This is a genomic window from Lentibacillus songyuanensis, from assembly GCF_039548255.1.
Lineage (GTDB): Bacteria > Bacillota > Bacilli > Bacillales > Amphibacillaceae > Lentibacillus_C > Lentibacillus_C songyuanensis.
This window is the reverse complement of sequence record NZ_JBCLVH010000006.1, coordinates 1-23,973: the sequence shown is the minus strand read 5'-3', so window position 1 is coordinate 23,973 and position 23,973 is coordinate 1. Positions and strand designations below refer to the sequence as shown.

The following is a 23,973-nucleotide window of genomic DNA, read 5'->3' as shown; positions in this document are numbered from 1 at the left end:
CTCCTAGTAGAATTCCTCCAAAGGATTTTTAATGTATCCATTTGCTTTTAATAATTCATAGGGGTGTTGCTTTTTGTCTAACGCTTGCTTTCTTAGCTTTAGCAATGGTAGAATCTCTGCATTTTTTGCTTTTGCCTTTGCTTTTTGATCTTTCTTTTGTTGATTTAATGCAATCGCCTGCTGAATCACATCTGATTTAAGTTGATGAAATTCAGTATCAAGTGGATTTTCCTCAACTATTTTTTGTGCGAGCTTTTTAATATCGTTTTCTTTCAAACTATCAAAAATACCAAGGGCTGCCACTTCAACACTTAAGTTCCCAATCATGTCTTGACGTTTATACTCGATTGTATTTTGGCGCTCTTTAAATGCTTCTTGAATACGTCCTGTCATTTCAGTATTTCGCTTGTGATTCAGCATGACTTCATCCAAGTTAATCATAATATCTTCATATTTCATCATATCGGCAAAATTGTTCGTCCGAATAGCTGTCATCATTGGTTGAATCGTTTGCATATCTTCCCTAGCAGTCTTTTTTAATACTTGTGGTGTAATGATTTCAGCCGGGTTGTCCTCATCAAATAATACTCGTTCTTGCGCTAGAATAAATAGGTTCACGGCAACAGCAGTAATCCCTTGGCATTCATAATAAAATGCCTTCTTTGTCTCCTCTGTAAGCTCAGAATGGGTTTTTAAACACTGTAATTCCCAAAGTGTCTCTAGGAAAAACTCCCACTCTTCACTATTTTCGTCCATACGATCCCAAATAATAGCTCCATCACTCGCTGCCCGTCTTGCTTGTCTGAAGTTTCCTTTGAATAGTTTTTGTGCTTTAGAAGTTCCGATTAAAACCGTAGGAATACCAACTGTATTAGACAGTGTTACAAAAAAATTCAACATTTCTTCCTGTTCATTTTTGGAATGTAGTAAGTGCTGGATTTCATCAATTACTAGAACACCGATGCCGTACATACTTGCTAACGATGTCATGTGCAATAACATTGTCGATGTCACACGGTTCAAATAACCGTACTTTTCTAAATATCGAGTGCCTAGTAAATCATCAATTGCTTTGAAAAAGCTTTTGCAAAGTGTAGATAAACTTCCATCATACGGGCAGTCAATTTTAAGCCAAACAATTTGAGTTCGATTAAACGGTTGTCCTTTGTATTCTTCATGCTTGATCACTTGTGGATACATAAGCAAAAGACGTTCAATTGCTGTTGTTTTACCAATTCCTGAAATACCGATAATGGATAAGCTATCGGCAGTTGAACGAATATAATTTAGTCGTTCATCTATATATTTGTGAGCTGTTTCCTCTTCTTCACGCAATTCATGCAACACCCGAACACGCTCTAGAAATGTTCTATCTAATGGATTTCGCGCCAAGTAACCTCTTCGAATCAATGTAGACAATCGACGTTCTACCTCGAAATGAATCGGTAACGGCTGGATAAAATTCCTTACACGTTTTAAGACGTGATAACGAATATTCGTTTCACTTAACTTATCTTGCTCACTAATTCGTGGAGTCACCATAAATCGCTCTAGCACATCATCCTCATTAAATATAGGTGGAAGAGCTTCGATGAAAGGATTATTGGTATATTCATTTAAAAGTTGCTCCTTATAGACAGCTTTCTCAAAATCCCCTTTTAAGACAACCATGTCATTTGTCTTTCCCAAATTCCTCATCTCGCTTCTTCTTTAGTTTTTCCATAAGACGTGAGCCTGGTTTCTTAGGTGGTGTTTCATCAATCTTCTCTTTTGTAACAAAGTCGATTACGTCAGCTGATTCACTAGCCTTATTAGGTAATAAATCAAACTTTTCAGCTTCACGATTTAACTGTTTTTCAACATCCTTATTTTCACGAATAGCTGCTATTTTAGCTTTCTTACTAGTTGGCTGATTGAAAGATTCTTTTTTGTTCTTCACGGCTTTTTTTATAATCTCTTCCAATGCTGCATCAGTATTTACCGTAAGCTGAATTTGATTTGTTCGTTCCATTCCTTCTAGTTCATTCCGAAGATGTTGCTGAAAGACAATTTCCTCCAAGAAGTCACCTTTATATTGCTGACTAGGCTCTAATAAAATACACGTCTCAAAATCTATTCCGTTATCGTGGGGAATATAGATTTTTTCAATATGTCGTGGATCATAAACGATTTCTAGACTTCTATTTTTCAACTTTAAATACCATTGCTCTTCAATAGCTTGACGAGAACCATAAAGAAGATTTTTAAACTTAATTCCAGCTCTTGAAATTGTCGCTTTCCCACGTGGAAGCACGTTCAGACGAAGAATATTTCGATCAACTGTTCTTAACCTTCCTTTACGATTTTGAATACCCCAATTCCATAAGTTAATCGGAGTTGGCACTAGTCCATCAGCCACCATTTCTTTTTCAACAGGATATTTATCAATGACCTTTTGGTTATGATGAAGCGCCATTGTAATAATTAGAGATGTAAATTCCCTTAAATTCAGCGTAGCATTTAAGCGATAATCCTGATCTCCACGTTCTCTATATTCCTTTTGAATTGCTCCGGGAGCTTTTTGCTTTACCTTCCCATTAAACGTACGGAATTTCCTTTCAACAATCCCTTTCAAATCTCCACGATAAGCTGTAGTATTCTCAATTTTAATATTAAGATTGTTAATTAAATTCTCTACAGAATAGCCTTCAAACTCACCCCGGTCGGCGATAATAATTTCAGGCAAATGATGTGTTGGCCATTGCTCAGGTGTAATATTAATTCCATATTGCTTACAGAACCCTACTTTGTCAGCAACCATATTATCTAAAGCCATCATTGCACCGATCCATGATGGACCTTCTAGTCCAACATAAAGACCTGTAATAATACGTGAATACACATCAAGTACTGCATAAATAACTGGTCGCCCAATTACTTTATTTACGTCAAGTGAACTAACTAAATAAATATCTGCAATGGTTGCGTCAAATTGAAATCTTGTACCCGGACCATTTGTTTCTGATTTGGAATCACTTAAAATCGGACGATGTTTCAATTCATATTCCTTTGTACTTTTACGGAACTGAATATCCTTTTTCGGGTCTTCAAGTTTTTTAAACCAATAGTAAAATTGATGATATGAGGGAATTCGAGTGGCATCCCAAATACGGTACTTCATCTCACCATTTTCCTTATAGCGATCAGAATAGAAGTCACGCAGAATGAAATTATAAACATCTTTCAACGAATAGTTATTTGAAGCTCGGTAATACTTGTTAATGGCGTGTTCAAATTGAACTTTTACTTCATCCGTAATATTAATACCTGTTTGATATTCATTACTGATACTCACCTTTCGTGGGCGACCTACCTTAGCTTTATTTAAAGTTTTTGTTTTACCTTTTCCTCCCGAATTCGAGTAATCAGGGAGCATTGCATTTTTCGTCATACCTCGCTGCCAATAACGGCTAAGTAGCTTTTTCATTTTCGTAGAACTTGTTCCACTTTCATCTGCAATTTCTTTTATTTTCTTTTCACGACCACCTTTTTGAAGCAATGCTTCCATGTGTTCTAAACAATAATGTTGAATAATCGACCAACCCTCATCTCTTTTCTGAATTCGAATGTCGGATAATTCACTATCTATTATTACTTTTGCAAATGGATCGCTAATCAGAAGTAATTCACCTTGCTGGATTTCCTCTATTAGATTCGAATATAATTCCTTTTTCGGCATGGAACTAATTGCATCAATATCAACAATAAACACATGAAACTCTTCCATCTCAATGATACGAATCCGTTTAGAATCTACTGTATATTGAAGTACTTGATTAATATAAATCATCCATATTTCACCTTCTTCAAGTTGCTTTCATCAATATACTTAATTTCAATCGACTGCTCTAAATCCAATGGCTTTTGCAAATCAATGACAATAATTTTTCTAGCAAGTAAGTGATAAAAAAGCGTAACACCACTACCAATTGGCAGGTGTGTATCTATATCGAATTCATTTGTAATTGTTCTTATGCTTGCCGAACTATCTAGCAATCTACTTAGTAATGACATAACCAAGTCTTCAATGTTTTTCGCATTCAATTCTTGAAACACATCATAGCTACAAATATCATAATAATCGTGAATATAGCTAATGTTTCTCGCAATTATTTTATTGATTTCTTCTTCTGTTACAATACCCCAATCAATTCCTTTACGCTTCCAATATTCTCTTTCAATTTCGAACTTCTCAAGTACATTCTCTTTTAATAACTCATCTTTCACTTTAATTGTACGTGCGACTTCATGAATCCCTTGCCCTTTATTAATTGTCAATAAAAAATCCGTTGTCATTACAATAGGCTCTCCGTTTTTCGGATTTCTAGGATGCTTTATTCCAAGTTCATCTGCTATCAAAAGCGTTTCTTCTTGAGGTAATAAAGGAAACTGCTCTCTTATATCTGTAATAACATCAGAAAATTCAGTCAAGTAAAAGTAGTTTCGCTCTAAGTCTGATAAAAATTCGTGCTGTCTACTAGTTTTAATGCCTTTTAACCTCGTTGACCGACCTAATGATGAAACATCTTGAATCTTTAGCCATGGCCGGTAGTCTGTACCTGTTCCTGTACCACGACCTTCTTTGATCCATTTTTCCACTGTAGATGTTCTTTTTCTTTTGGACATAAAAACACCCCTTTAGACAATCATATCCAAAGGGGTAAAACGGTGCAACTTTTTTATAAACGGTTAATCTTTTTTTAAAACGGTCAAACTTTTTTATAAACAGTTAAACTTTATTTTAAAACTACAATACAACCTTCCATTCTCCATACCTTACTCCACCGTCACACTCTTCGCCAAGTTCCTCGGCTTATCGACATCACAACCACGATGCAATGCAGCATAATACGCCAATAACTGTAACGGTACAACCGACACTAACGGCGTCAATAATTCATGCACGTGTGGCAATACAAATGCATCGCTATCCTGCTCCAAGCCTAGCATGCTAACGATTAGTGCATTTGCACCACGAGCTGCAACTTCCTGAACGTTGCTACGAATCGAATAATTGACATTTGCTTGTGTTGCTAAAGCAATAACAGGTGTGCCTTCTTCAATCAGAGCAATGGTGCCGTGTTTCAATTCCCCACCAGCAAATCCCTCTGCCTGGATGTAGGAAATTTCTTTCAACTTCAACGCACCCTCAAGGCAAACATGATAGTCCGAGCTGCGTCCGATAAAAAATGCATTACGGGTGGTAGCAAAATAATCGCGTGCTAATTCCTCTATCGTATCTTTCTGATCTGTTAATACTTCCATTGCATTTGCAACAATTGCAAGCTCTTGCATGGGATCAAAATCTAATGGGAGTCCTTTTGCTTGAGCCGTATCAACCGCTAGGATAGCAAGAACAGCTATCTGTGCTGTATACGCCTTGGTGGATGCGACTGCAATTTCTGGGCCTGCATATAAATTTAATGTGTAATCCGCTTCACGAGAAAGGGTAGATCCTGGCACATTCGTAATCGTCAGTGCGGGATGTCCCATTTCTTTAATCCTTACTAATACAGCACGGCTATCCGCTGTTTCACCACTTTGCGAAATAAAAATAAATAATGGTTTTGCGGATAACAGTGGCATGTTATAGGAAAATTCACTGGCAATATGAACCTCTACCGGAATGCCAGCAAGTTTTTCAATAAATTCTTTACCAACCAATCCGGCATGATAGCTTGTGCCCGCTGCAATAATATAAATGCGGTCACATGCCTTCATTGCCTGGCGAATATTTGAATCAAGCTTGAGTTTATTATTTTCTGTTTGGTATTCCTTCATAATGTTACGCATGACAAATGGCTGTTCATCGATTTCTTTTAACATAAAATGCGGATACGTACCTTTTTCCATGTCACTTGCGTCAATTTCTGCCGTATATGGCTTGCGCGTTACAGCTTCACCATTCAGTTTTTGTACTTCCACAAAGTTGCGGCTTATCAGTACAATCTCCTGGTCATGAATTTCCAAATATTGATTCGTCAGCTTTAAGGTTGCCATTGCATCACTTGCGACGACATTGAAACCATCACCCAGTCCGATAAGTAGCGGACTTTTGTTTTTGGCAACATATAACGTATTTTGATCCTCTCTATCAATCAATGCAATAGCATAGGATCCCTTCAACAAAGAAATTGCCTGGCGAAATGCCTCAGCTGTCTCTGGATATTTTTCAACCAGCTCTTCAACTAGTTGTACAATAATCTCAGTATCCGTTTCGCTAACAAGGGTGGTATCTTGAAGGTAAATATCACGGAGCTCCTGATAATTTTCAATGACACCATTATGAACAAGCGTAAATCGGCCAGATGCACTTTGATGTGGATGGGCATTCTCCTCATTTGGGCTACCATGTGTTGCCCAGCGTGTATGACCGATCCCCATTGTTGCCTGAACGGAATTATCGACACGATCTCGAAGCGCAGCAATCCGACCTTTTCCTTTAAATACGTTCATATCATCGTCATGAAGCATCGCAATACCAGCTGAATCGTATCCACGGTATTCCAATTTTTCTAATCCGTTTAATAAAACATCTTTCGCATCTTTCTGGCCAATATATCCGACAATTCCACACATATTGTTGTCCTCCTAATGAGGGGCAACAGACGACCCTTTCTTCATAAGAAGACTTCTCTTTACAACAGGTTTTAAACGTTTAAAGGACGGATGATCATTGAATTTGGCATACTGACCAAACTTCTTCTGACATCGGACCTCTACCATTTAACCTCTGCTTTGGGGCGTATTGCTGCCCCTTTCTCGTGATTATATTTTTGTCATCTCGCTTTTTCCTTTGTACAACAAGTCACCTCATTGTTTTCAGACAAAAGCATAACGATTGAGATGTACAATCGGGAGGAACCCGCCGAAAACATTCGATTAGCCTCCACCTCGTCAACTATTTTCCCACAAACGGCTGCAAATAGTTCTGGCGCTTTTTAACAGTAACTCTATGCTCCTTTCTTTTTTGACTGTATTCTACCACTAGTAGCACATTCCAAATGCGTACCATTTATTTTAACCGACAACGAATAAGTTGGTCAACACTTTTTTGTGGTAGCTATGTATAGTATATGTACTGTTTTCGTCTTCTGTTCAAATGCTATTAATAGGACAAAATATTATGTGAATTTGTGAACTTCAGCCAAAATAGAAATAAATGATCTGGCGCTTGTATTTTTCTTAACATAACGAAACAGATTCCCTGATCTATAAGGAAATCTGTCCGCAAATTACTGATGCTTTTCTAAAAAGTCCAACATCCGTTTATATACTTCGATCTCATTTTCCTTTTTCGAGAAACCATGTCCTTCATCGTCCATAACAAAGTATTCGACGTCACGGCCTTGTTCTTTTAATCTGGCAACAATTTGATCGGACTCTTCTTTCACGACGCGTGGATCCTTTGCCCCTTGAATAACGAGCATCGGCTTCACCATGCCATCTAGATAGGTTACTGGTGAATCCTTGCTGAATCGTTCCTTATCACGTTCAGGATCACCTATCCATCGCTCCATAATTGGCTTCCAATGTGGCGGGACAGAGTTAACAAATGTGAACAAATCAGATGGGCCAAATAAATCGACAACTGCCTTGAAATATTCACTGTGACGTCCATGTAACAATAAAGCCATGTACCCGCCAAAGCTGCCGCCAACCAGGAATAGCTTGTCACGATCAGCAATATTGTTGGCAAACAACCATTCGATTCCAGCAACACAATCCAGTCGTGGACCTTCTCCCCAGTCTTGCTCAACTAATTTCACAAATGAAGACCCATAACCAGTGCTCCCGCGGAAGTTCGGGGCAAAGATGCTGTAACCACGGTTGAGAAAGCATTGAAACATAGAACGAAACGTTTTCCGTTCTGCCGCTTGCGGACCACCATGCGGCCAAAAAATGGTATAACCATTATCATATTTCCGATCTGCCTTAAATAATAATGACTCTATCTCCATGCCATCAAATGATCTATAGGTAACCACTTCCGGCTGTACCATTTCTTCACTGCCAACACCTAGTACTGTATTTTTGGTTAACTTATTCCAGTTAATTCCATCCGTGGAGTAAAAAATATTGGCAGGGACGGCAGCATTAATACCCAGTACATACAATGCTCCAGAATCAGCCACATGCAATTTCCCAACAACATCGACAGGCAATGGCATGTTTTCCAGCTCACTATTCGTTAAATTATATCGGTACAGCTTATCCACTACACCATCCTCGGTAACAAGGTAAAGCATATGTTGCTGCTTATTATATTTTAGTGATTGGATACTTTCCTGCTCTATGGTAACAATCGTAGAGAATTCCTTGGACCGCAAATCAAATTTAGCCAAATATTGGTACTCACTTTCATAATCCGTCACAAAATAGATCGTAGCATTATCTACAAAGACAGGATCAAAGGTAACATGCACCTGGTTCGGGTCTGGTGTAAGGCTAAATTCATCATTCCCAACTTTCACTAAGCTAGTCACATATGTATTGGCATAGGCTCGTAAATAAACGAATGTCTGTTCATCTTCAGATACAGCTACCAATTCAGTTGGCGATTGTTCCCCTTTGTTAATTAACGTATCTGACTCATCCGCCAAATCATAAACATGTGCGTTTAAAAACGATGGATTCTCCTCTGAGGTCATATAGTAGATTCGTTCTCCATCATCACTTAAATGGGAAAAATAATACTTATCCTTAGCATTCCCCCCAATTAAAGGTTCAGGCAGACCACCATCATATGGAATGGCATAAATATGGTGGTTTTCATCCCCATCATGATCAAAGCCCGCTAATACATAGCGATTTTCCGGATCAAATGTAATAAAACTGCACGAATCATCTTGATGGGCGAACAGATATGGATAGTTATCCGGTAAATCCATCGCCCATAGATTCATTGTACCATTCAAATTCGAACTGAAAATGAGCCGTGTTTCATCCTTACTGACCGCGAAATTGGAAATCGCATAGGTTCGGAAAAACTGCTCTACCGTAGGCTTTTGAAACTTAATCATCATATTCCCCCTTGAGTTATGAAAAGCATTAGATGTTTTGAATAATGCTTATTATGCAACAGTGCCATTATATCTCAATTCTCTCATTATTCACAGAGAAAGTTCGCATTTGAAAGATCAGATTTAAATACGACCAACGCCAATCCCTATATTTCGCCAAATTATTTCCCGGGAAATGCTTTTGATGATTTCAACTGCCTCACTTAAATTCACTTAGGTAACGTAACCCGAAACATCGTCCCTTTTCCAAGCTCACTTTCCACCATGATCGTTCCATTATGCAGTTCGACAATTTTCTTTACAATCGCTAAACCAAGACCAGTACTTTGGTTCGTTCGATTTCGTGCTTTATCGACTTTGTAAAAACGGTCAAACAGATAGGAAATATCGTTCGAATCGATACCTACACCTGTATCTGTAACAACTACCTCCGCCGCTGTTTTCTTTGCGTTCACCTGGATGGATATCGTTCCCCCTGAATTTGTATAACGAATAGCGTTGGTAAGCAAATTCAGCCAAACCTGATGCAGAAGCCTCTGGTCACCAGCAATCGACACATCACCTAACTCCAAATCAAGCGCCAGCTCCTTTTCCTGCCACTGCCATCGTGTTGTGGAGACAACCTCCTTAAGCTGGTCTGATAAATTATAGGATATACTTTCTTCCACTTTTGCCTCTTTATCTAACATGGACAAGGTTAATAGCTGCTTGCTTAATACCGATAACCGCTTTGTTTCCTTTTCGATTATTTCTAAATAGTAGTTCTGTTCCGCTTGCGTTAAATCCTCCAAACGCAATGTCTTGGAAAACCCTTGTATCGAAGTTAATGGTGACTGAATTTCATGGGAAACATTGGATACAAATTCCTGTCGCTTCTCTTCAACATGTTCTAATGTGTTGCTCATTTGAGAAAAGTGTCTGGCTAGATCCCCTATTTCATCATGCCGCTTAATCGGAAGCTTTAGATGATAATTACCTCCAGCCACTTTCTTCGTTGCCTCCGTCAGTGCTCGAACTGGTTTAATAATATAACGGGTACTTAGCAACACCAGTAAAAAGCTGATAAGTAATACGAGTACGAGCAGGACTGCTAAAAATATCCGCATTTCCCCAAATTGCCGCTCGGTATTTGCGCGAACAAACAGTGCCTTGTGCTTCCCATCTACTACTAACGGAACGCCCACTGTGTTTTTTAATTCATTACTGAAAAAGCCGGTAACAAATAGTTTCCACGGATACTGTGCAATTCCATGATATGTTGATCCATTTAAAACAGCACGAATGTCGGTGGCTCTCAAATCTGTATTGTCAAATCGAATACCATAATGATGCCGTTGCCCATCTTCATCGATCACATAAAACGCATACCCCAATTCCGACATGTTTTCCAAATAGTGGTCCAAGTCACTATCTTTGTTTTCCTCAAATACAGCAACAATATCATGGGCGATATCCGTTACTTTCTGATCATTTTCCGGTTTAAGTATGAAATGATAATAAACATTCGTTGCCACAAATGCGATGATGGAACTGACAATCATAATAACCATAGTAACAACAATTATTCTGACATATAATGTTCGCATGACATCCTCCTCCATACCTGTTGCCGAACTAATCATCCTAAACGCCATGATAAAAGAAAAGGATGAACGGAAGATGAACAAACGGTAACATTCGTTGCCTCAAGATATAACGACATTAAGCTAGTAGCCCCCGCTTTTTCAGGATGTTGTTCACGTTCCCAGGTCGATATTTTTGCTTTTTCGGTTGATGTTCGTGTTCCCAGGTCGATGTTTTCGCCTTTTCGGTTGATATTCGCGCTCACAGGTCGATGTTTCTCATTTTTCGGTTGATGCTCACATGATTCAGCCGATGCACACACGATCAGGTTAAATTTCCAGCTTGTACCCCAACCCTCGTACTGTTTGAATCGTGAAATCCTGTGGAAATTTGGCAAAGCGTTCACGCAGCCGCTTGATATGGACATCCACCGTTCGATCATTTCCTGCAAAATCATTCCCCCATACGAACGCAATTAACTGTTCACGGGTAAAGATCCGATTCGGATGGCTGGCCAGCTGGGCAAGCAATTCAAATTCTTTCAACGGTAAAATCAATGTCTTTCCTTGTGCAGTTACCTCATAGCTTTTTCGATTGATTACCGTACTGCCAATCGTGATGATCTCTTCACTGGTCATTTGAAATCGTCTAAGCAGCGCCTTGATCCGGAAGAGGATTTCCTTTGGTTCAAATGGCTTTACCACATAGTCATCTGTCCCCGCCCGATAGGCCTTCTCCTTATCTGCGACCTCTCCTTTTGCCGTCAGCATGATTACGGGAATATCGTATACGTCACGGATTTGTGCACATAATTGATAGCCATCAATATTCGGCATCATCACATCAACGATCGCTAAGTGAATTGTTTCTGTTTCTAATTGATCCAATGCCTTCTCACCGTCTGCTGATTCGATGGTTTGGTACCCTTCTCGTTGTAAATAAAAGCGTAATAACTCCCGAATATGCGGATCGTCATCCACAATTAAAATGGTAATCATGCGTGCCCTCCGTTCGTTGATTCATAATAGGTTTATCGTATCATAATTTATATTCGAAACGTTAAAAAGAAAAAAACGAAAAAAACTGCCCGAGTACGAGCAGTTTTTTCATAAATTATTCCATTCCGAACAAATCATCAATCACTTTCGCTACACGATCTGCGTAACGTTCACAATCTTCCTTGGTGGCGGCCTCTACCATGACACGAACAAGAGGTTCTGTTCCGGATGGACGTACTAAAACCCTACCTTCCCCGTTCATTTCCTGTTCTACTTCATCGATTGCTTCCTGTATTTTCGGGTTGGTTAATGCATTATTCTTATCTGTCACTTTTACATTTTTCAATACTTGTGGGTAGACTTCCATCTTATTTGCGAGCTCGGAAAGCTTTTTACCTGTTTCCTTCATAACATTCACTAATTGTAATGCCGATAACATTCCGTCTCCAGTTGTATTGTAATCAAGGAAGATCACATGACCGGATTGTTCACCGCCTAAATTGTAGCCGCCTTTACGCATTTCAGCCATGACGTAACGGTCACCTACAGCCGTTTTATCACTGCGCATGCCATGTTCTTCTAATGCTTTATAGAAGCCTAAGTTACTCATCACCGTTGACACAACTGTATTATGACGTAAGTAGCCCTTCTCATTCATATACTTTCCACAAATAAACATAATCTTGTCGCCATCAACGATATTTCCTAATTCATCTACAGCAATTAAGCGGTCTCCATCACCATCAAAGGCAAGCCCGATGTCTGCGTCTTTTTCAATAACAAATTCCTGCAGCTTCTCTGGATGTGTCGAACCAACGCCATCATTAATATTTAACCCATTCGGTGAGGAACCAATAGAGAAAATGTCTGCTTCTAAATCGGCAAATAAATGGGTTGCCAAGCTTGACGTTGAACCATGTGCACAATCAAGTGCAATTCGTAATCCTTCAAAATCATTATCTATGGACTCCTTAAGGAAGGAGAGATACTTCTGGCCGCCTTCAAAGTAATCATTGACAACCCCTAAATCAGCACCTACCGGGCGCGGCAAATTATCTTCTCCATCCATGAGGCTTTCAATTTCATCCTCTTGTTCGTCCGATAATTTAAAGCCGTCCGGACCGAAGAATTTAATGCCATTATCTTCAACTGGATTATGGGAAGCAGAAATCATAACGCCGGCTTGGGCGCTGGTTGCTTTTGTCAAATAAGCAACACCGGGAGTAGAGATAACACCTAATCGCATGACTTCCGCACCGATTGATAATAACCCCGCAACAAGTGCCCCTTCCAACATGTGTCCGGAAACCCTCGTGTCGCGACCAATAACCACGCGGGGTTTCTCTGTCTCCTTCGTTAATACATAACCGCCAAATCGGCCAATCTTAAATGCTAATTCTGGCGTCAGACCGAGGTTTGCGATCCCCCTGACACCGTCTGTTCCAAAGTATTTTCCCATGCTGTACCTCTCCTTTTCTCCATTTAAACCAACGCTTGCAAAGTGAGAGCAAAATGCTTTTTATCCAATTCATCCCTGTTATTTTATAACGTCTATACTCTTGTTTATTTATACGTTAATCGATTGGGAAATGCTATTTAAAATTCGGCATATCTATACAACCATTAGGTAGCAGTGATATCAACCGTCACTTCATCAAAATCCCCCGTAAGATCACTGCCGTCCGGACCATCAATCGTTACCGGCACTTTATGCTCACCATCATCCAAATCGGTCAGATCAACAGATAGTTGTATATCATCGGAAGTGAGTTTGCCAATATCCTTTGCTTTGCCGGCAGCCGTCACATTCATTTTTGGCTTATCCGGCTTTACAAACGTTACCTCTTGGTCATCTCCCAAATTCTCAACGTTAATAGGAACATTCTTGATGGTTTTCGTTTGATCAAGTTCAACTTTTACTTTTATCGTATCCTTATTAGAAGATTTCACTCCATCAGGTAACGCCAGATTAACATCCATTGTGCCTGATTCGGTTATTTTTGACAAGTCAACCTTCTCTGTGGTGACCTGATCAACGTCCGCCAATTGACTGCTTGTCCCATAAATACTTACCTCTTCTACATCAGATGATATGGAGGCTAGATCATATCCTTCTGGTAACTTCCCGGTCGTCTCAACACTAACCGGAACCTTTTTGCTTGGATTATTAATAGCAGCGGATATCTCTACATTTTCAGGGTCAATCCCTACGTTCAATTCATTCCCTTGACTATCATAGACATTAACGGGAAGTTCCCGGCTTTTTATCGATTCCGTTAACCCACCTACATCGACAAACACCTTAACAATAGCAATTTGATCAACAACACTCTTGGAGCTGCGTATCGTCACTGTTTGCGGATTAACGTCAACATCCCCGATTTCATACCCATCTGGAAGCTTGTCCTCATTGATAAAATCAACATTTACATTAAATTCCTTGGACGAACGTTCTTCTATAACAACATCAATCGTCTTCGGTTCAATATAAACCTTTACATCATCCGATATATTGGCGTATTGGATCTCAACCTGATGCTCACCTTCCCCCAATCCCCGTAAATCGACAAACACTTCAAAATTACGCTGCTTCGCAACCGGGGCAACAATACTTTGCGGTCCTTCCAGAGAGACTCTTACATGCTCTGGAACACCGCTTACGACATGGTCTTTATCAATACGGATATCAACAGGAACATTATCAACGGCTTGCGTAGCTTGTGATGTACCAAAAAAACGATTTTCTGCATTTTTATCATTTATTTCTACATTAACAAATGTGAACAATAGGATCGCAAATGCCAACGAAACAGCTCGAACAAACCATTTACTTTTAAACCAATTATCCATTTCGCTTCCCCCTCTTGATCCATGACTTTGATTCAGGGGTCTTCAAGGTTATCAACAAATTTTCCCGTAAAAAGTCGCGTAAATAGTCCTGATCCAAATCCCTATGTAACTCACCGCTTCGTGTACAGGAGATACCACCGGTTTCCTCCGATACAACAATGGTTATGGCATCCGTTACTTCACTGATTCCCATTGCTGCCCGGTGTCTTGTTCCCAATTCCTTGGATATAAACGGGCTTTCCGATAAAGGTAAATAACAAGCTGCCGCAACGATTTCTTCCCCTTTGATAATCACAGCGCCATCATGCAACGGCGTATTGGGGGTGAAGATATTGGTCAGTAATTGGTGGGTCAGGTTTCCGTTGATCTGAATTCCTGTTTCGGTATAATCGCCCATTGCTGTTTCACGGGTAATTGAAACAAGTGCACCAATCCGCCGCTTAGCCATATAATTAGCCGATTGAACAATAGCTTCAATCGTTTGTTCAATCCGCTCTTCCTCCGATTTTACACCTCTGGAAAAGAAATTACCGCGGCCAAGCTGTTCCAATGCCCTGCGAAGCTCTGGCTGAAACAAGATAACAATGACAAGGAAACCCCATGTTATTGCATAATTTGTCAGCCATTGAACCGTTTGCAGGTCAAATACAATACTTAATAACCAAACTACCAGGATGACAGCAATTCCTTTCAATAACTGGATGGCCTTTGTTCCACGGATTAACATGATTAATTTATATAATACATACCAGACGAGAGCAATGTCGACACCGATTCGAAGCAAATTTAAAAGGTCAAATCCCCCATCAAGCATGTTTACACTTCCCTTTATCCATTAGATTTCATCCATTCTGCACATAGTAACAGTATATATTATAGCATAAGTTCTTATGAGTATTGAAGAAGAAAAGCATTACATGCGCTTACAAAAACAAAAAACGCAAGCAGCTTATGCAGTGTGACTGCTGCAGCAATTATACTTGCGTGAATCAACATATTGAAGCGTACTATCCCAGTGAAAGACATTATTCAAATGAAAATGCAGCCACAAAAATATGCTTTAATTTATACCAGATCCAATCAAATACCTGATTGACTTGTTTAAACTCTCCATGTACCCCGCCTACCGTTGCAACGAGATCATCCTCACCAATATTCTCATTGATAAGTTTTCCATTGATTAACGTGACATCGCCATCAATCGTGCCGTCAATTCGTAAATCACCATTTTTCACAAGTAAATCACCGGAAACCGTGACACCTTCTGGAACAATAACTGTGTCGCCATCGATGATTAAATTATCCTGCTTGGAAACGACAAGCTGATTATCATGATTCCAAGCCGATACCAATCCGCCAAACAGTACTACAATAAACAACGCAGCGGCCGTGATAATCGGATGTGCCTTTAACCACCGTTTGTAACCAACATGCTTTTTTTCCTGGGGTAACTTTTCCATTACTCTTTTTGTAAAGTCATGTGGTGCTTCGATTGGCTCGCTGCTTTGAATCCAGGTGATGGTTCGTTTTAATTCATGGAAATGCCGCTGACAACTGTGACAGTTTTCTAAATGATGCAGTAACCATACTTCTTCCGTCTTTCGTAAATCCCCATCAAAGTATTTATGCATTAACTTAATCGCTTGATGATCGCTTTCCAACTTAGTCCACACTCCTTCACACGTGACGAAGCTTTTTACGCAATGCTTCTCTTCCCCGATGAATCCGAGTTTTAACGGTTCCTATTGGCATGTTCAGAATTTCGCTAATTTCTTTTAAGGGAAATTCCTCTAAATACCTCAGGATAATAATTGCCCGATATTTCGGTGGCAACGCATAAATTTCTTTATGGATATAGCGCTGGATCTCCAAGCCTTCCACTTCTTCCTCTGGCAGTCGGTAATCAGCCTGTACATGAGAATACATCGTTAATCCTTGCGTACCCTTTATTTCGGCATCAAGGTAATAATCCGGCTTACGTTTTCGCAAGCGGTCAATTGATAAATTTGTAGCAATTCGATAAAGCCATGTGGAGAATTTCCACTTCTCATCATACGAATCAATATTTATATACGCGCGGATAAAAACTTCTTGCGCGACATCCTCCGCCTCATGTACATTCCCAAGCATTCGGTAACAATGCTGGTAGATCTTATGTTGAAAAAAGGAAACAATCGCCTCAAAAGCAGCTTGGTCTCCCTTACGCACCTGTTTTACTTTATCGATGATCATCCATTCCATGATTAGTACCTCCGCTGTCCCGCGGTAATTGTGTTACGAATTAACCTGAAAAAGGTTTCATTTATTTAAAAAGCGTTTGTTTTATATTCCTAATATATGGGTAATTTCATATTATAGTATACTAGATGGGAGGACGGTTTTGTGGAAAATTTAATAGAAAAGATAGAACAACAGCGTAGTGAAATGATTTCATTAAGCTGTTCCTATGGTTTAGCATCGGACGTTGTTGTACAATCTAGTAAACAATTAGACAAGTTATTAAATGAATATCATAACCAATATGAGGCGGCAAGTGCTTGAGTATGTTTTGATGACGGGGATATATACGGGATAAGAAAGACATCAAATTTCGCATATGAAATTTGATGTCTTTTTATGATTATCGGTTTATTTTATTTCAACTTTTCACCGAACAAAGAACCCATTAACCCTACAGCTAACATAGCTGTCTTGTTCTTATCGTCTAATATTGGGTTCACTTCAACAAATTCTGCCGATGTCAGGATATCTGCTTCCGCAAGCATTTCCATCGCTAAATGACTTTCACGATACGTCAAGCCGCCAAGCACCGGCGTTCCAACTCCTGGTGCTTCGGACGGATCCAACCCATCAAGATCAAGACTAAGATGAACACCATCCGTATGCTGTAAATAATCGATCGCTTCTTGCATCACCTTTGTCATCCCAAGCCGGTCAATTTCATGCATCGTAAATACCTTGATTCCTCTATCTTTGATTAGCTGCCGTTCTCCTGGATCCAGTGACCGGGCACCGATAATAACAATATTCTCTGGCTTCACTTTAGGCTGATAATCTAGCATATTCGTTAATGTAGGGTGGCCAATACCCAAACTAACCGCAAGTGGCATTCCGTGAATATTCCCAGATGGAGACGTTTCTCCAGAATTCAAATCCCCGTGTGCGTCATACCAAATAACCCCAAGATTACGGTAATGTTTGGCAATACCAGCCAAACTGCCCATGGCAATACTGTGGTCTCCACCAAAAATTAATGGAAAGCGGTCTTTGGTAATCTCCTGGTCTACCATCTCCGCTAATACTCGATTCGCTTCAGCTACTTGAGGTAAATTTCTTAAATTGCCCTCTTGTTTGGCATGTGCAGGATCCGGACGATTAATCGGTATATCTCCGAGGTCAGCCACATCATAATGTAAGCGTTGTAACTTTTCGATAGCACCAGCATACCTCATGGCACTTGGCCCCATGTCAACGCCTCGTCTGCTTTGGCCAAGATCCATTGGAACTCCGATAATGGACATATCTTTTAACATCGTATACTCCCCCTTGTAGCTTTATTTTAGCGAAAAGAGGCATGGTGACTCAACTCAACATTTGCGTGTATATATATACAATTGATTGAACAGACTTGGCGTGCGATCATCAGCCGACTATAGGAAAACATCAACCCGGGAGCAGAAACATCAGCCAAACTCAGCAAAATATCAATCTGGCAGCTAGGTCATCAGCCGGATTAAAGGAAACATCGACCAAGGAGTGCAATCATCAACTAAATTTAATCGCTGCGTAAAACAAGCAGAACATTAAGGCGGGATTAAAAACAGATACCTCTTGCACGGAGATATCTGTTTTTAATCATCGCTTATTCTATTATCTTTGCCCCATATGGGTAAGGGACGATTGTTAATGGTTTGATTCCTGCATCCTGCCATGCCTTCATTAATTGGTTCGCCTTTTCTTGATTTGGCATAAATGCAATTCCACAATCACCACCGCCAGCACCTGAAGGCTTTCCAACGCCGCCATATTTTTCTGCCAAGTCACATAACGTTTTTAACAAAGGAGTCTCTACTGCAACTCCTGCATGTTCACCTACCGTTGCAAGGGCATGTCTGTTGTCCACAATCCCCCGGCATAATAAATCCACATCACCAGCAACCATCCCTTTCATAAAGGAAGAAACCGCCTGTTCACTCGTTTGTAGAAACTGTCCATAGCATTTAGGATGATCCTCGTTCAACTGGCGAATCCTAGGAATTAATTTAGACGTTGATGCAGGGCTGCCTGTCCAGCCGATACATATATGCACGTTATCCGGAAGCTCAATAGGTTGAACCGAGCAATATAACCAATCCTGCTGCACAAGCCCGGTTATCGAACGTGCCAATGTGTATTGTTCGAGCAGCCAGTCCGCTTGAAATGAACGATATAAAAGAAAACCGCCATAGGATGAAGCAGCAACATCGGCACCCGATCCGCTACCTTGCGTTTTGACATGAGCAATGGCCGCTAATTTAAAGATCAGTTCTTTCGTAGGCTTTGTCGGTAAATGCTGGTGCAGAATCGCTGCAACAACCGATGTCACAACTGCAGCACTGGAACCAAGTCCGTATTTTTTACCCGAGGAATCATCTAATTCACTTTTAATAGATAGGTGAAAGTTATTCAGTGGAATACCATTTTCTGACAAATAGGAGAGAACAACCGTCATCGCATCTTTTACAAATCGTATTCGTTCATCCGATGAATGGACATGGCATTTACTTGGATTATATTCCCATTCCAGATCTGTTAACCCAAAGTCCATCAATGATAGTCGATTTTCGCCTTGAGCCGAAATAGTTGCATACACATAGCGGTTAACTGCCATCACAACTAACTGATGATAGGGCTCAAGAACAGCAAACTCGCCCGCTACCATTAACTTACCCGGTGCTTGAATGGTTATAGATCTGTTCGACAAAATTTTCAACTCCTATAGATAGGTAACTCCTTGTCCCGGTCGACTTGTTATAACCTCTTGTACACCAGGAATATTACGAAGTGTGGTTATGACTTGCGCTTCATCATTCGGTAGATAAAGCACCTTTACGTTTGGACCAGCATCAATGGTAAAATATGCTGGGATTCCCTGTTCCCGCATTGCTTGAACTTCCTGCATAACCCGTACCGTTGTATCATGCCAATACATAACTGGCGGATTGGCCCCTAACATGGTTGCATGCATCTTAAGACAATTAGCTTCTGCAATACTACCGACCTGTTCAATGTCATGGGCAGCGATTCCGGCCTTAATCTGTTCTAAATCCTTAGGGATGCTATCCATCCAACCGGTGTAAAATGGCGATGATGTTACCGTCCGCTTCATCCCTTCCCGGCTGGATACATTTTTTTCTGTTTCTGACAATACAACAGCAGCAACCCGTACATCCCAAATATTTGCATCCTGTACCTGGACAGCAAAGGAATCAGAACCGTCTTCTTTATTCCCTTTTTTCCACTCCACAAACCCGCCATAGATCGACCGGCAAGCTGAACCTGATCCTCTTCTAGTGATTTTGGATAACTCCTGATCACTAATGGATACGTTAAGAGCCTTTACAGCTGCAGCAGCCAGGGCAGCAAATCCGGAAGCAGAGGAGGCGAATCCAGCCGCAGTCGGAACATGATTAATCGATCGGACGTCCGCATGCCAATTCGTTACCCCCGTTTCATCTCGAATAACGTCGAGAAATGCAGAAACACGGCGTGACTGCTCACCCGTAACAGCCTGCTCGTTCAGAAAAAAATTATCCTGGGAAAGCTCTTCAGAAAACGTTACTGTCGTTGTCGTATAAAACCCATCCAGTGTCAATGACAAACTGTTATTCATTGGCAAAATCAGCTTATCATCCCGCTTTCCCCAGTATTTAATTAGCGCAATATTTGTATGTGCTCTAGCTGTCGCCTTCATCGCTATCCTCATTTCACATTTTATCTGGCATTTATCACGCATTAACGGGCAGTGAAATCACTTCCCATGACGAAAGCGATCCACTGCCTGTAAATGTTTTGTTATCTAATTGCTATTTCGTATTTGTACTGTTTGATTACATTTGTTTCCGTAACACAAATGGCCAAACGGCATGAGCTCCGAATTTCTTCAGCTTTTCCGTTAGTTGAATAGAGTGTGCCTCATTACGTGCTAGCGCAATAATACAGCCTCCATTGCCACCACCGGTCAGCTTAGCTCCCAGTGCGCCTTCACGTCGTGCGATATATATAAGCCTGTTTAATCCTGCATCACTAACACCTAGTGCTTCCAGTTCTTTTTGTGCTTCATTCAATGTTTTTCCCAAAATATGCTTGCCAGCCTTTTCAAGCGCACGTCTAGCTTGATGGGTAATTTCCCCGATTCGGTCGAGACTTGCTTGGATTCGCTTCGGTGCCGACTTAAATAAATGTGCGACCGACTCCACCGCAGATTTAGTATCACCCATTCGTCCTGAATCGGCAACCACAAAGTGAAAATCTGCTTTTGGCTGAATAAAATCAAATGGTCTGTCTTTTTCATACCAAACCGGAGATCCGGACGTAATTGTCAATGTATCGATCCCACTTGGAGCGCCGTGTGCATATGTTTCCGAAATGTTGGCAAGACGGAGTAACTCATCCTCGGTATAGGGTTCATCCGCGTATGCAAATAACGATCGAACCACTGCAATAGCCACTGAAGCACTTGAACCCAGTCCCTTGCCTGGCGGGATCGAGGATTTAATCCGAATCAACAAATCTTTGCATGGCAATCCCAATTTTCTTAAGGATGCCTTCACACAGTTAACAATACCCTCTAAGGTCTCTGGTGCGGAATCAATTGGACCATGATAAATAGCGCTGTCTAACTTAACCGCGCCCGGTACATGCTCCACAATGGATTCTACCCCAACCAATGGAAATGGAATGGCAATAGCTGGTTGTCCGTGTACAACCGCGTGCTCCCCAATTAAAATTAATTTACTATGAGCTAATCCGATAGCTGTTTGTTCTGAAGTTGTTGCCTTTTCTGCACTCATTTTATATATTCTTCCACCAATTCTTTAGCTTTTCCAACACGGATTTCCTTCGCTTCGATTAATTGTTCCGCAATAATATCAATCATCTCCCCAGTAGCTCCTGCTGCCATTGCAACAGACCGAGAATGTAATGCCATATGACCCTTTTGAATACCCTCAGTCACTAAGGCTTTTAATGCACCAAGATTTTGCGCAAGACCGACCGCAACAATGACTTGCGCCAGCTCCTGTGCAGACGTTACATTTAATAGGGTGTGAGCAACTTGTGCCGTTGGATGAACACGTATTGCTCCACCAACAATCCCCACCGACATGGGCAGTTCCAATTCACCGACTAAATTTCCTAGGCTATCAACAGACCAGGTTGTCATCGAACTGTATCTTCCATGGCGGGCTGCATAAGCATGGGCAGCAGCCTCCACCGCACGCCAATCATTACCACTGGCAATGACCACTGGATCAATTCCGTTCATAATTCCTTTATTATGGGTAACAGCCCGATAGGGGTCAGAGGCGGCAAATTCGTATGCATGTACAACTCCGTCACGCACCTCTTCCCCAGTAAACATATCTGACCCTAACAACGCTGGAGGGATGACACATGTCGCTTTTGCCAAACACTGATCTGTGTAATTAGAAAGAATACGCAAATACACTTTTCCACCTGTTAATTGTTCCATTGTTGGTGCCAACGATTCTACCATCGTATTGATAATATTGGCTCCCATTGCATCACAAGTATTAATATATATATGCACGACCAGCATTTTGCTATAATTTGACTCGGCATTATCATTTAACAGTCTAACTTCTAGATCCTCAGCCCCGCCGCCTCGGGCAACCAAGCTTGGATATGCAGCGTTGGCGTCATTGATCAGTGCATCCTTCTCCGCCAAAACCGCATCTTTAGCAGCCTTGAAGTCCTCACAACCAACAATCTGGATTTGGCCGATCATGACTCGTTTAGTTGCTTCCGTCGTAAATCCACCGGCATCCCGGACGATTTTAGCTATATAACTGGCAGAGGCCACAACAGAAGGTTCTTCAATAGCCATTGGTACCACATAATCTTTACCATTAATCAAAAAATTCAAGCCCAACCCCAGCGGTAAGGCGAACGTGCCAATCACATTTTCGATCATATTATCCGCTGTATCCAAGGGCAACGATTCCGTGTGATGCAATTGCGATAATTCTTCATAGTGAAGCGCTTGAGTCGAAGCTAATCTTTCCCGTCGTTCTTCCACCGTCATATTATAAAAGCCAGGGATTCTAGAAGTTCTCATTCCACTCATCCTTTTTAAGATAAGATCATATCTCTATCATTTGTCATTTCGCATAAAAAATTACTTATTCCATTATGTAAAAAAACAGCATAAAATGCAAATAAACAAGGTTGTTAATAACAGAACGACCTTGTTTTTCTCATTATACTATGTATGCTGGCGTTAGGCTAGAATTTCTTTATCAAATGAAGAGTGAGCCATGGAGGATTCGAACCTCCGACCCTCTGATTAAAAGTCAGATGCTCTACCGACTGAGCTAATGGCTCGTGCAACTTGTCTAAGTTCTGTGAGTTTATGTAATTAATGACAAGAATTAAATTGGCTGGGCTACCAGGATTCGAACCTGGGAATGACGGGATCAAAACCCGCTGCCTTACCGCTTGGCTATAGCCCAACGAGACAAATAATGGTGGAGGGGGGCAGATTCGAACTGCCGAACCCTGAGGGAGCGGATTTACAGTCCGCCGCGTTTAGCCACTTCGCTACCCCTCCGTATTGTTAACACATCATCAAATTTTATACATAAAAAATGGTGCCGGCCAGAGGACTTGAACCCCCAACCTACTGATTACAAGTCAGTTGCTCTACCAATTGAGCTAGGCCGGCTTGATTTGCAGCTAAAGGTTCCTATCTAAGTATGCACACCATCGAGAATGCTTATTCTCATTCTTTAAATGGTGGAGGATGCAGGGCTCGAACCTGCGACCCCCTGCTTGTAAGGCAGGTGCTCTCCCAGCTGAGCTAATCCTCCGATACCTATGTAGCCTGGCGGCGTCCTACTCTTGCAGGGGCAAAGCCCCAACTACCATCGGCGCTGGAGAGCTTAACTACTGTGTTCGACATGGGAACAGGTGTGACCTCTCCGCTATGGCTACCAGACCTATGGAATGGTTATTCTATGTTGTTCACACATGTGAATAACCTTGCATGATTACTTTTAGAGTTTGTCCAACTCGCTTCAACAAGATTTCTTCTGTTTAAAACCAAGGACAAGATATATTATATGCATTTATCATAAAAAATGCAAGACATATCTTAATTTATACCCTAAAAACTAAATAAGAGTCATCCAAACAACGTATCAAAGATATAGATAAGTCCTCGATCGATTAGTATCCGTCAGCTCCACGTGTCACCACGCTTCCACCTCGGACCTATCAAC

At 40.9% G+C, this 23,973-nt stretch carries 19 protein-coding genes, 5 tRNA genes and 1 rRNA gene; 1 reads left to right on the top strand and 24 read right to left on the bottom strand.

Features of this window, described 5'->3' with window-relative positions:
* Positions 1–3: 3 nt before the first annotated feature.
* From WMZ97_RS07835 to sigW, 13 genes are all read right to left on the bottom strand, one after another.
* Positions 4–1,698 carry an ATP-binding protein gene (locus WMZ97_RS07835; protein ID WP_063636937.1) on the bottom strand — a complete coding sequence of 565 codons (1,695 nt, stop codon included), beginning with the start codon at positions 1,696–1,698 and terminating at the stop codon, positions 4–6.
* Positions 1,673–3,829, bottom strand: a complete 2,157-nt coding sequence (locus tag WMZ97_RS07830) for a Mu transposase C-terminal domain-containing protein (RefSeq protein ID WP_343271534.1) — start codon at positions 3,827–3,829, stop codon at positions 1,673–1,675. Before WMZ97_RS07830 ends, WMZ97_RS07835 begins: the two co-directional genes overlap by 26 nt.
* Positions 3,826–4,665 (bottom strand): TnsA endonuclease N-terminal domain-containing protein, encoded by an 840-nt coding sequence (locus WMZ97_RS07825; protein ID WP_343271533.1) that lies wholly within the window; start codon positions 4,663–4,665, stop codon positions 3,826–3,828. The genes WMZ97_RS07830 and WMZ97_RS07825 overlap by 4 nt, the downstream gene beginning before the upstream one ends.
* Positions 4,666–4,815: 150 nt before the next feature.
* Positions 4,816–6,618, bottom strand: a complete 1,803-nt coding sequence (gene glmS, locus WMZ97_RS07820; protein ID WP_343271532.1) for a glutamine--fructose-6-phosphate transaminase (isomerizing) — start codon at positions 6,616–6,618, stop codon at positions 4,816–4,818.
* A gap of 656 nt (positions 6,619–7,274) precedes the next feature.
* Positions 7,275–9,062, bottom strand: a complete 1,788-nt coding sequence (locus WMZ97_RS07815; RefSeq protein WP_343271681.1) for a S9 family peptidase — start codon at positions 9,060–9,062, stop codon at positions 7,275–7,277.
* A gap of 209 nt (positions 9,063–9,271) precedes the next feature.
* Positions 9,272–10,648 carry a sensor histidine kinase gene (locus WMZ97_RS07810; protein WP_343271531.1) on the bottom strand — a complete coding sequence of 459 codons (1,377 nt, stop codon included), beginning with the start codon at positions 10,646–10,648 and terminating at the stop codon, positions 9,272–9,274.
* A 32-nt stretch (positions 10,649–10,680) separates the two neighbouring features.
* Positions 10,681–10,890, bottom strand: a complete 210-nt coding sequence (locus WMZ97_RS07805) for a hypothetical protein (protein WP_343271530.1) — start codon at positions 10,888–10,890, stop codon at positions 10,681–10,683.
* Between the two features lie 64 nt (positions 10,891–10,954).
* A complete protein-coding gene (locus WMZ97_RS07800; RefSeq protein WP_343271529.1) occupies positions 10,955–11,623 on the bottom strand; it encodes a response regulator transcription factor in 669 nt (222 codons plus the stop codon).
* 115 nt (positions 11,624–11,738) lie between these two features.
* Positions 11,739–13,082 (bottom strand): phosphoglucosamine mutase, encoded by a 1,344-nt coding sequence (glmM, locus tag WMZ97_RS07795; RefSeq protein WP_343271528.1) that lies wholly within the window; start codon positions 13,080–13,082, stop codon positions 11,739–11,741.
* Between the two features lie 164 nt (positions 13,083–13,246).
* Positions 13,247–14,473: a CdaR family protein gene (locus WMZ97_RS07790; protein WP_343271527.1), complete on the bottom strand. Its 1,227-nt coding sequence runs from the start codon at positions 14,471–14,473 to the stop codon at positions 13,247–13,249.
* Entirely contained in the window at positions 14,466–15,287 is an 822-nt protein-coding gene (gene cdaA, locus WMZ97_RS07785) for a diadenylate cyclase CdaA (protein ID WP_343271526.1), read from the bottom strand. Before cdaA ends, WMZ97_RS07790 begins: the two co-directional genes overlap by 8 nt.
* Before the next feature lie 211 nt (positions 15,288–15,498).
* Entirely contained in the window at positions 15,499–16,134 is a 636-nt protein-coding gene (locus tag WMZ97_RS07780) for a zf-HC2 domain-containing protein (protein ID WP_343271525.1), read from the bottom strand.
* Positions 16,135–16,150: 16 nt separating this feature from the next.
* Positions 16,151–16,714 (bottom strand): RNA polymerase sigma factor SigW, encoded by a 564-nt coding sequence (sigW, locus tag WMZ97_RS07775; RefSeq protein WP_343271524.1) that lies wholly within the window; start codon positions 16,712–16,714, stop codon positions 16,151–16,153.
* Between the two features lie 141 nt (positions 16,715–16,855).
* On the opposite strand from sigW, the gene WMZ97_RS07770 reads away from it, so the two are divergent.
* Positions 16,856–17,014: an aspartyl-phosphate phosphatase Spo0E family protein gene (locus tag WMZ97_RS07770; protein WP_343271523.1), complete on the top strand. Its 159-nt coding sequence runs from the start codon at positions 16,856–16,858 to the stop codon at positions 17,012–17,014.
* 92 nt (positions 17,015–17,106) lie between these two features.
* Here WMZ97_RS07770 and rocF read toward each other — a convergent pair whose 3' ends face one another.
* The 11 genes from rocF to rrf form a co-directional block, all read right to left on the bottom strand.
* Positions 17,107–18,006 (bottom strand): arginase, encoded by a 900-nt coding sequence (gene rocF / locus WMZ97_RS07765; protein WP_343271522.1) that lies wholly within the window; start codon positions 18,004–18,006, stop codon positions 17,107–17,109.
* A 329-nt stretch (positions 18,007–18,335) separates the two neighbouring features.
* Positions 18,336–19,436, bottom strand: coding sequence for a phosphomevalonate kinase (locus WMZ97_RS07760; RefSeq protein WP_343271521.1), 1,101 nt, complete (start codon positions 19,434–19,436; stop codon positions 18,336–18,338).
* Between the two features lie 12 nt (positions 19,437–19,448).
* Positions 19,449–20,426: a diphosphomevalonate decarboxylase gene (gene mvaD / locus WMZ97_RS07755; protein WP_343271520.1), complete on the bottom strand. Its 978-nt coding sequence runs from the start codon at positions 20,424–20,426 to the stop codon at positions 19,449–19,451.
* A 136-nt stretch (positions 20,427–20,562) separates the two neighbouring features.
* The gene (mvk, locus tag WMZ97_RS07750; RefSeq protein ID WP_343271519.1) at positions 20,563–21,525 is read right to left on the bottom strand and encodes a mevalonate kinase; all 963 of its coding nucleotides are present in this window, start codon (positions 21,523–21,525) and stop codon (positions 20,563–20,565) included.
* Positions 21,522–22,811 (bottom strand): hydroxymethylglutaryl-CoA reductase, degradative, encoded by a 1,290-nt coding sequence (locus WMZ97_RS07745; RefSeq protein ID WP_343271518.1) that lies wholly within the window; start codon positions 22,809–22,811, stop codon positions 21,522–21,524. The genes mvk and WMZ97_RS07745 overlap by 4 nt, the downstream gene beginning before the upstream one ends.
* A 193-nt stretch (positions 22,812–23,004) precedes the next feature.
* Positions 23,005–23,077, bottom strand: a tRNA-Lys gene (locus WMZ97_RS07740).
* Between the two features lie 53 nt (positions 23,078–23,130).
* A tRNA-Gln gene (locus WMZ97_RS07735) sits at positions 23,131–23,205 on the bottom strand.
* A 13-nt stretch (positions 23,206–23,218) separates the two neighbouring features.
* A tRNA-Tyr gene (locus WMZ97_RS07730) sits at positions 23,219–23,303 on the bottom strand.
* A 38-nt stretch (positions 23,304–23,341) separates the two neighbouring features.
* Positions 23,342–23,417, bottom strand: a tRNA-Thr gene (locus tag WMZ97_RS07725).
* Positions 23,418–23,486: 69 nt separating this feature from the next.
* Positions 23,487–23,562, bottom strand: a tRNA-Val gene (locus WMZ97_RS07720).
* Positions 23,563–23,574: 12 nt separating this feature from the next.
* A 5S ribosomal RNA gene (rrf, locus tag WMZ97_RS07715) occupies positions 23,575–23,690 on the bottom strand.
* Positions 23,691–23,973: the final 283 nt, after the last annotated feature.

Excerpts from the sequence above, each read along its gene's own strand:
- WMZ97_RS07835 (WP_063636937.1), bottom strand. The coding sequence starts at position 1,698 with ATGAGGAATTTGGGAAAGACAAATGACATGGTTGTCTTAAAAGGGGAT.
- WMZ97_RS07830 (WP_343271534.1), bottom strand. The coding sequence starts at position 3,829 with ATGATTTATATTAATCAAGTACTTCAATATACAGTAGATTCTAAACGG.
- WMZ97_RS07825 (WP_343271533.1), bottom strand. The coding sequence starts at position 4,665 with ATGTCCAAAAGAAAAAGAACATCTACAGTGGAAAAATGGATCAAAGAA.
- glmS (WP_343271532.1), bottom strand. The coding sequence starts at position 6,618 with ATGTGTGGAATTGTCGGATATATTGGCCAGAAAGATGCGAAAGATGTT.
- WMZ97_RS07815 (WP_343271681.1), bottom strand. The coding sequence starts at position 9,062 with ATGATTAAGTTTCAAAAGCCTACGGTAGAGCAGTTTTTCCGAACCTAT.
- WMZ97_RS07810 (WP_343271531.1), bottom strand. The coding sequence starts at position 10,648 with ATGCGAACATTATATGTCAGAATAATTGTTGTTACTATGGTTATTATG.
- WMZ97_RS07800 (WP_343271529.1), bottom strand. The coding sequence starts at position 11,623 with ATGATTACCATTTTAATTGTGGATGACGATCCGCATATTCGGGAGTTA.
- glmM (WP_343271528.1), bottom strand. The coding sequence starts at position 13,082 with ATGGGAAAATACTTTGGAACAGACGGTGTCAGGGGGATCGCAAACCTC.
- WMZ97_RS07790 (WP_343271527.1), bottom strand. The coding sequence starts at position 14,473 with ATGGATAATTGGTTTAAAAGTAAATGGTTTGTTCGAGCTGTTTCGTTG.
- cdaA (WP_343271526.1), bottom strand. The coding sequence starts at position 15,287 with ATGCTTGATGGGGGATTTGACCTTTTAAATTTGCTTCGAATCGGTGTC.
- sigW (WP_343271524.1), bottom strand. The coding sequence starts at position 16,714 with ATGGAATGGATGATCATCGATAAAGTAAAACAGGTGCGTAAGGGAGAC.
- rocF (WP_343271522.1), bottom strand. The coding sequence starts at position 18,006 with ATGTTAAAAGATATGTCCATTATCGGAGTTCCAATGGATCTTGGCCAA.
- mvaD (WP_343271520.1), bottom strand. The coding sequence starts at position 20,426 with ATGAAGGCGACAGCTAGAGCACATACAAATATTGCGCTAATTAAATAC.
- mvk (WP_343271519.1), bottom strand. The coding sequence starts at position 21,525 with ATGAGTGCAGAAAAGGCAACAACTTCAGAACAAACAGCTATCGGATTA.
- WMZ97_RS07745 (WP_343271518.1), bottom strand. The coding sequence starts at position 22,811 with ATGAGAACTTCTAGAATCCCTGGCTTTTATAATATGACGGTGGAAGAA.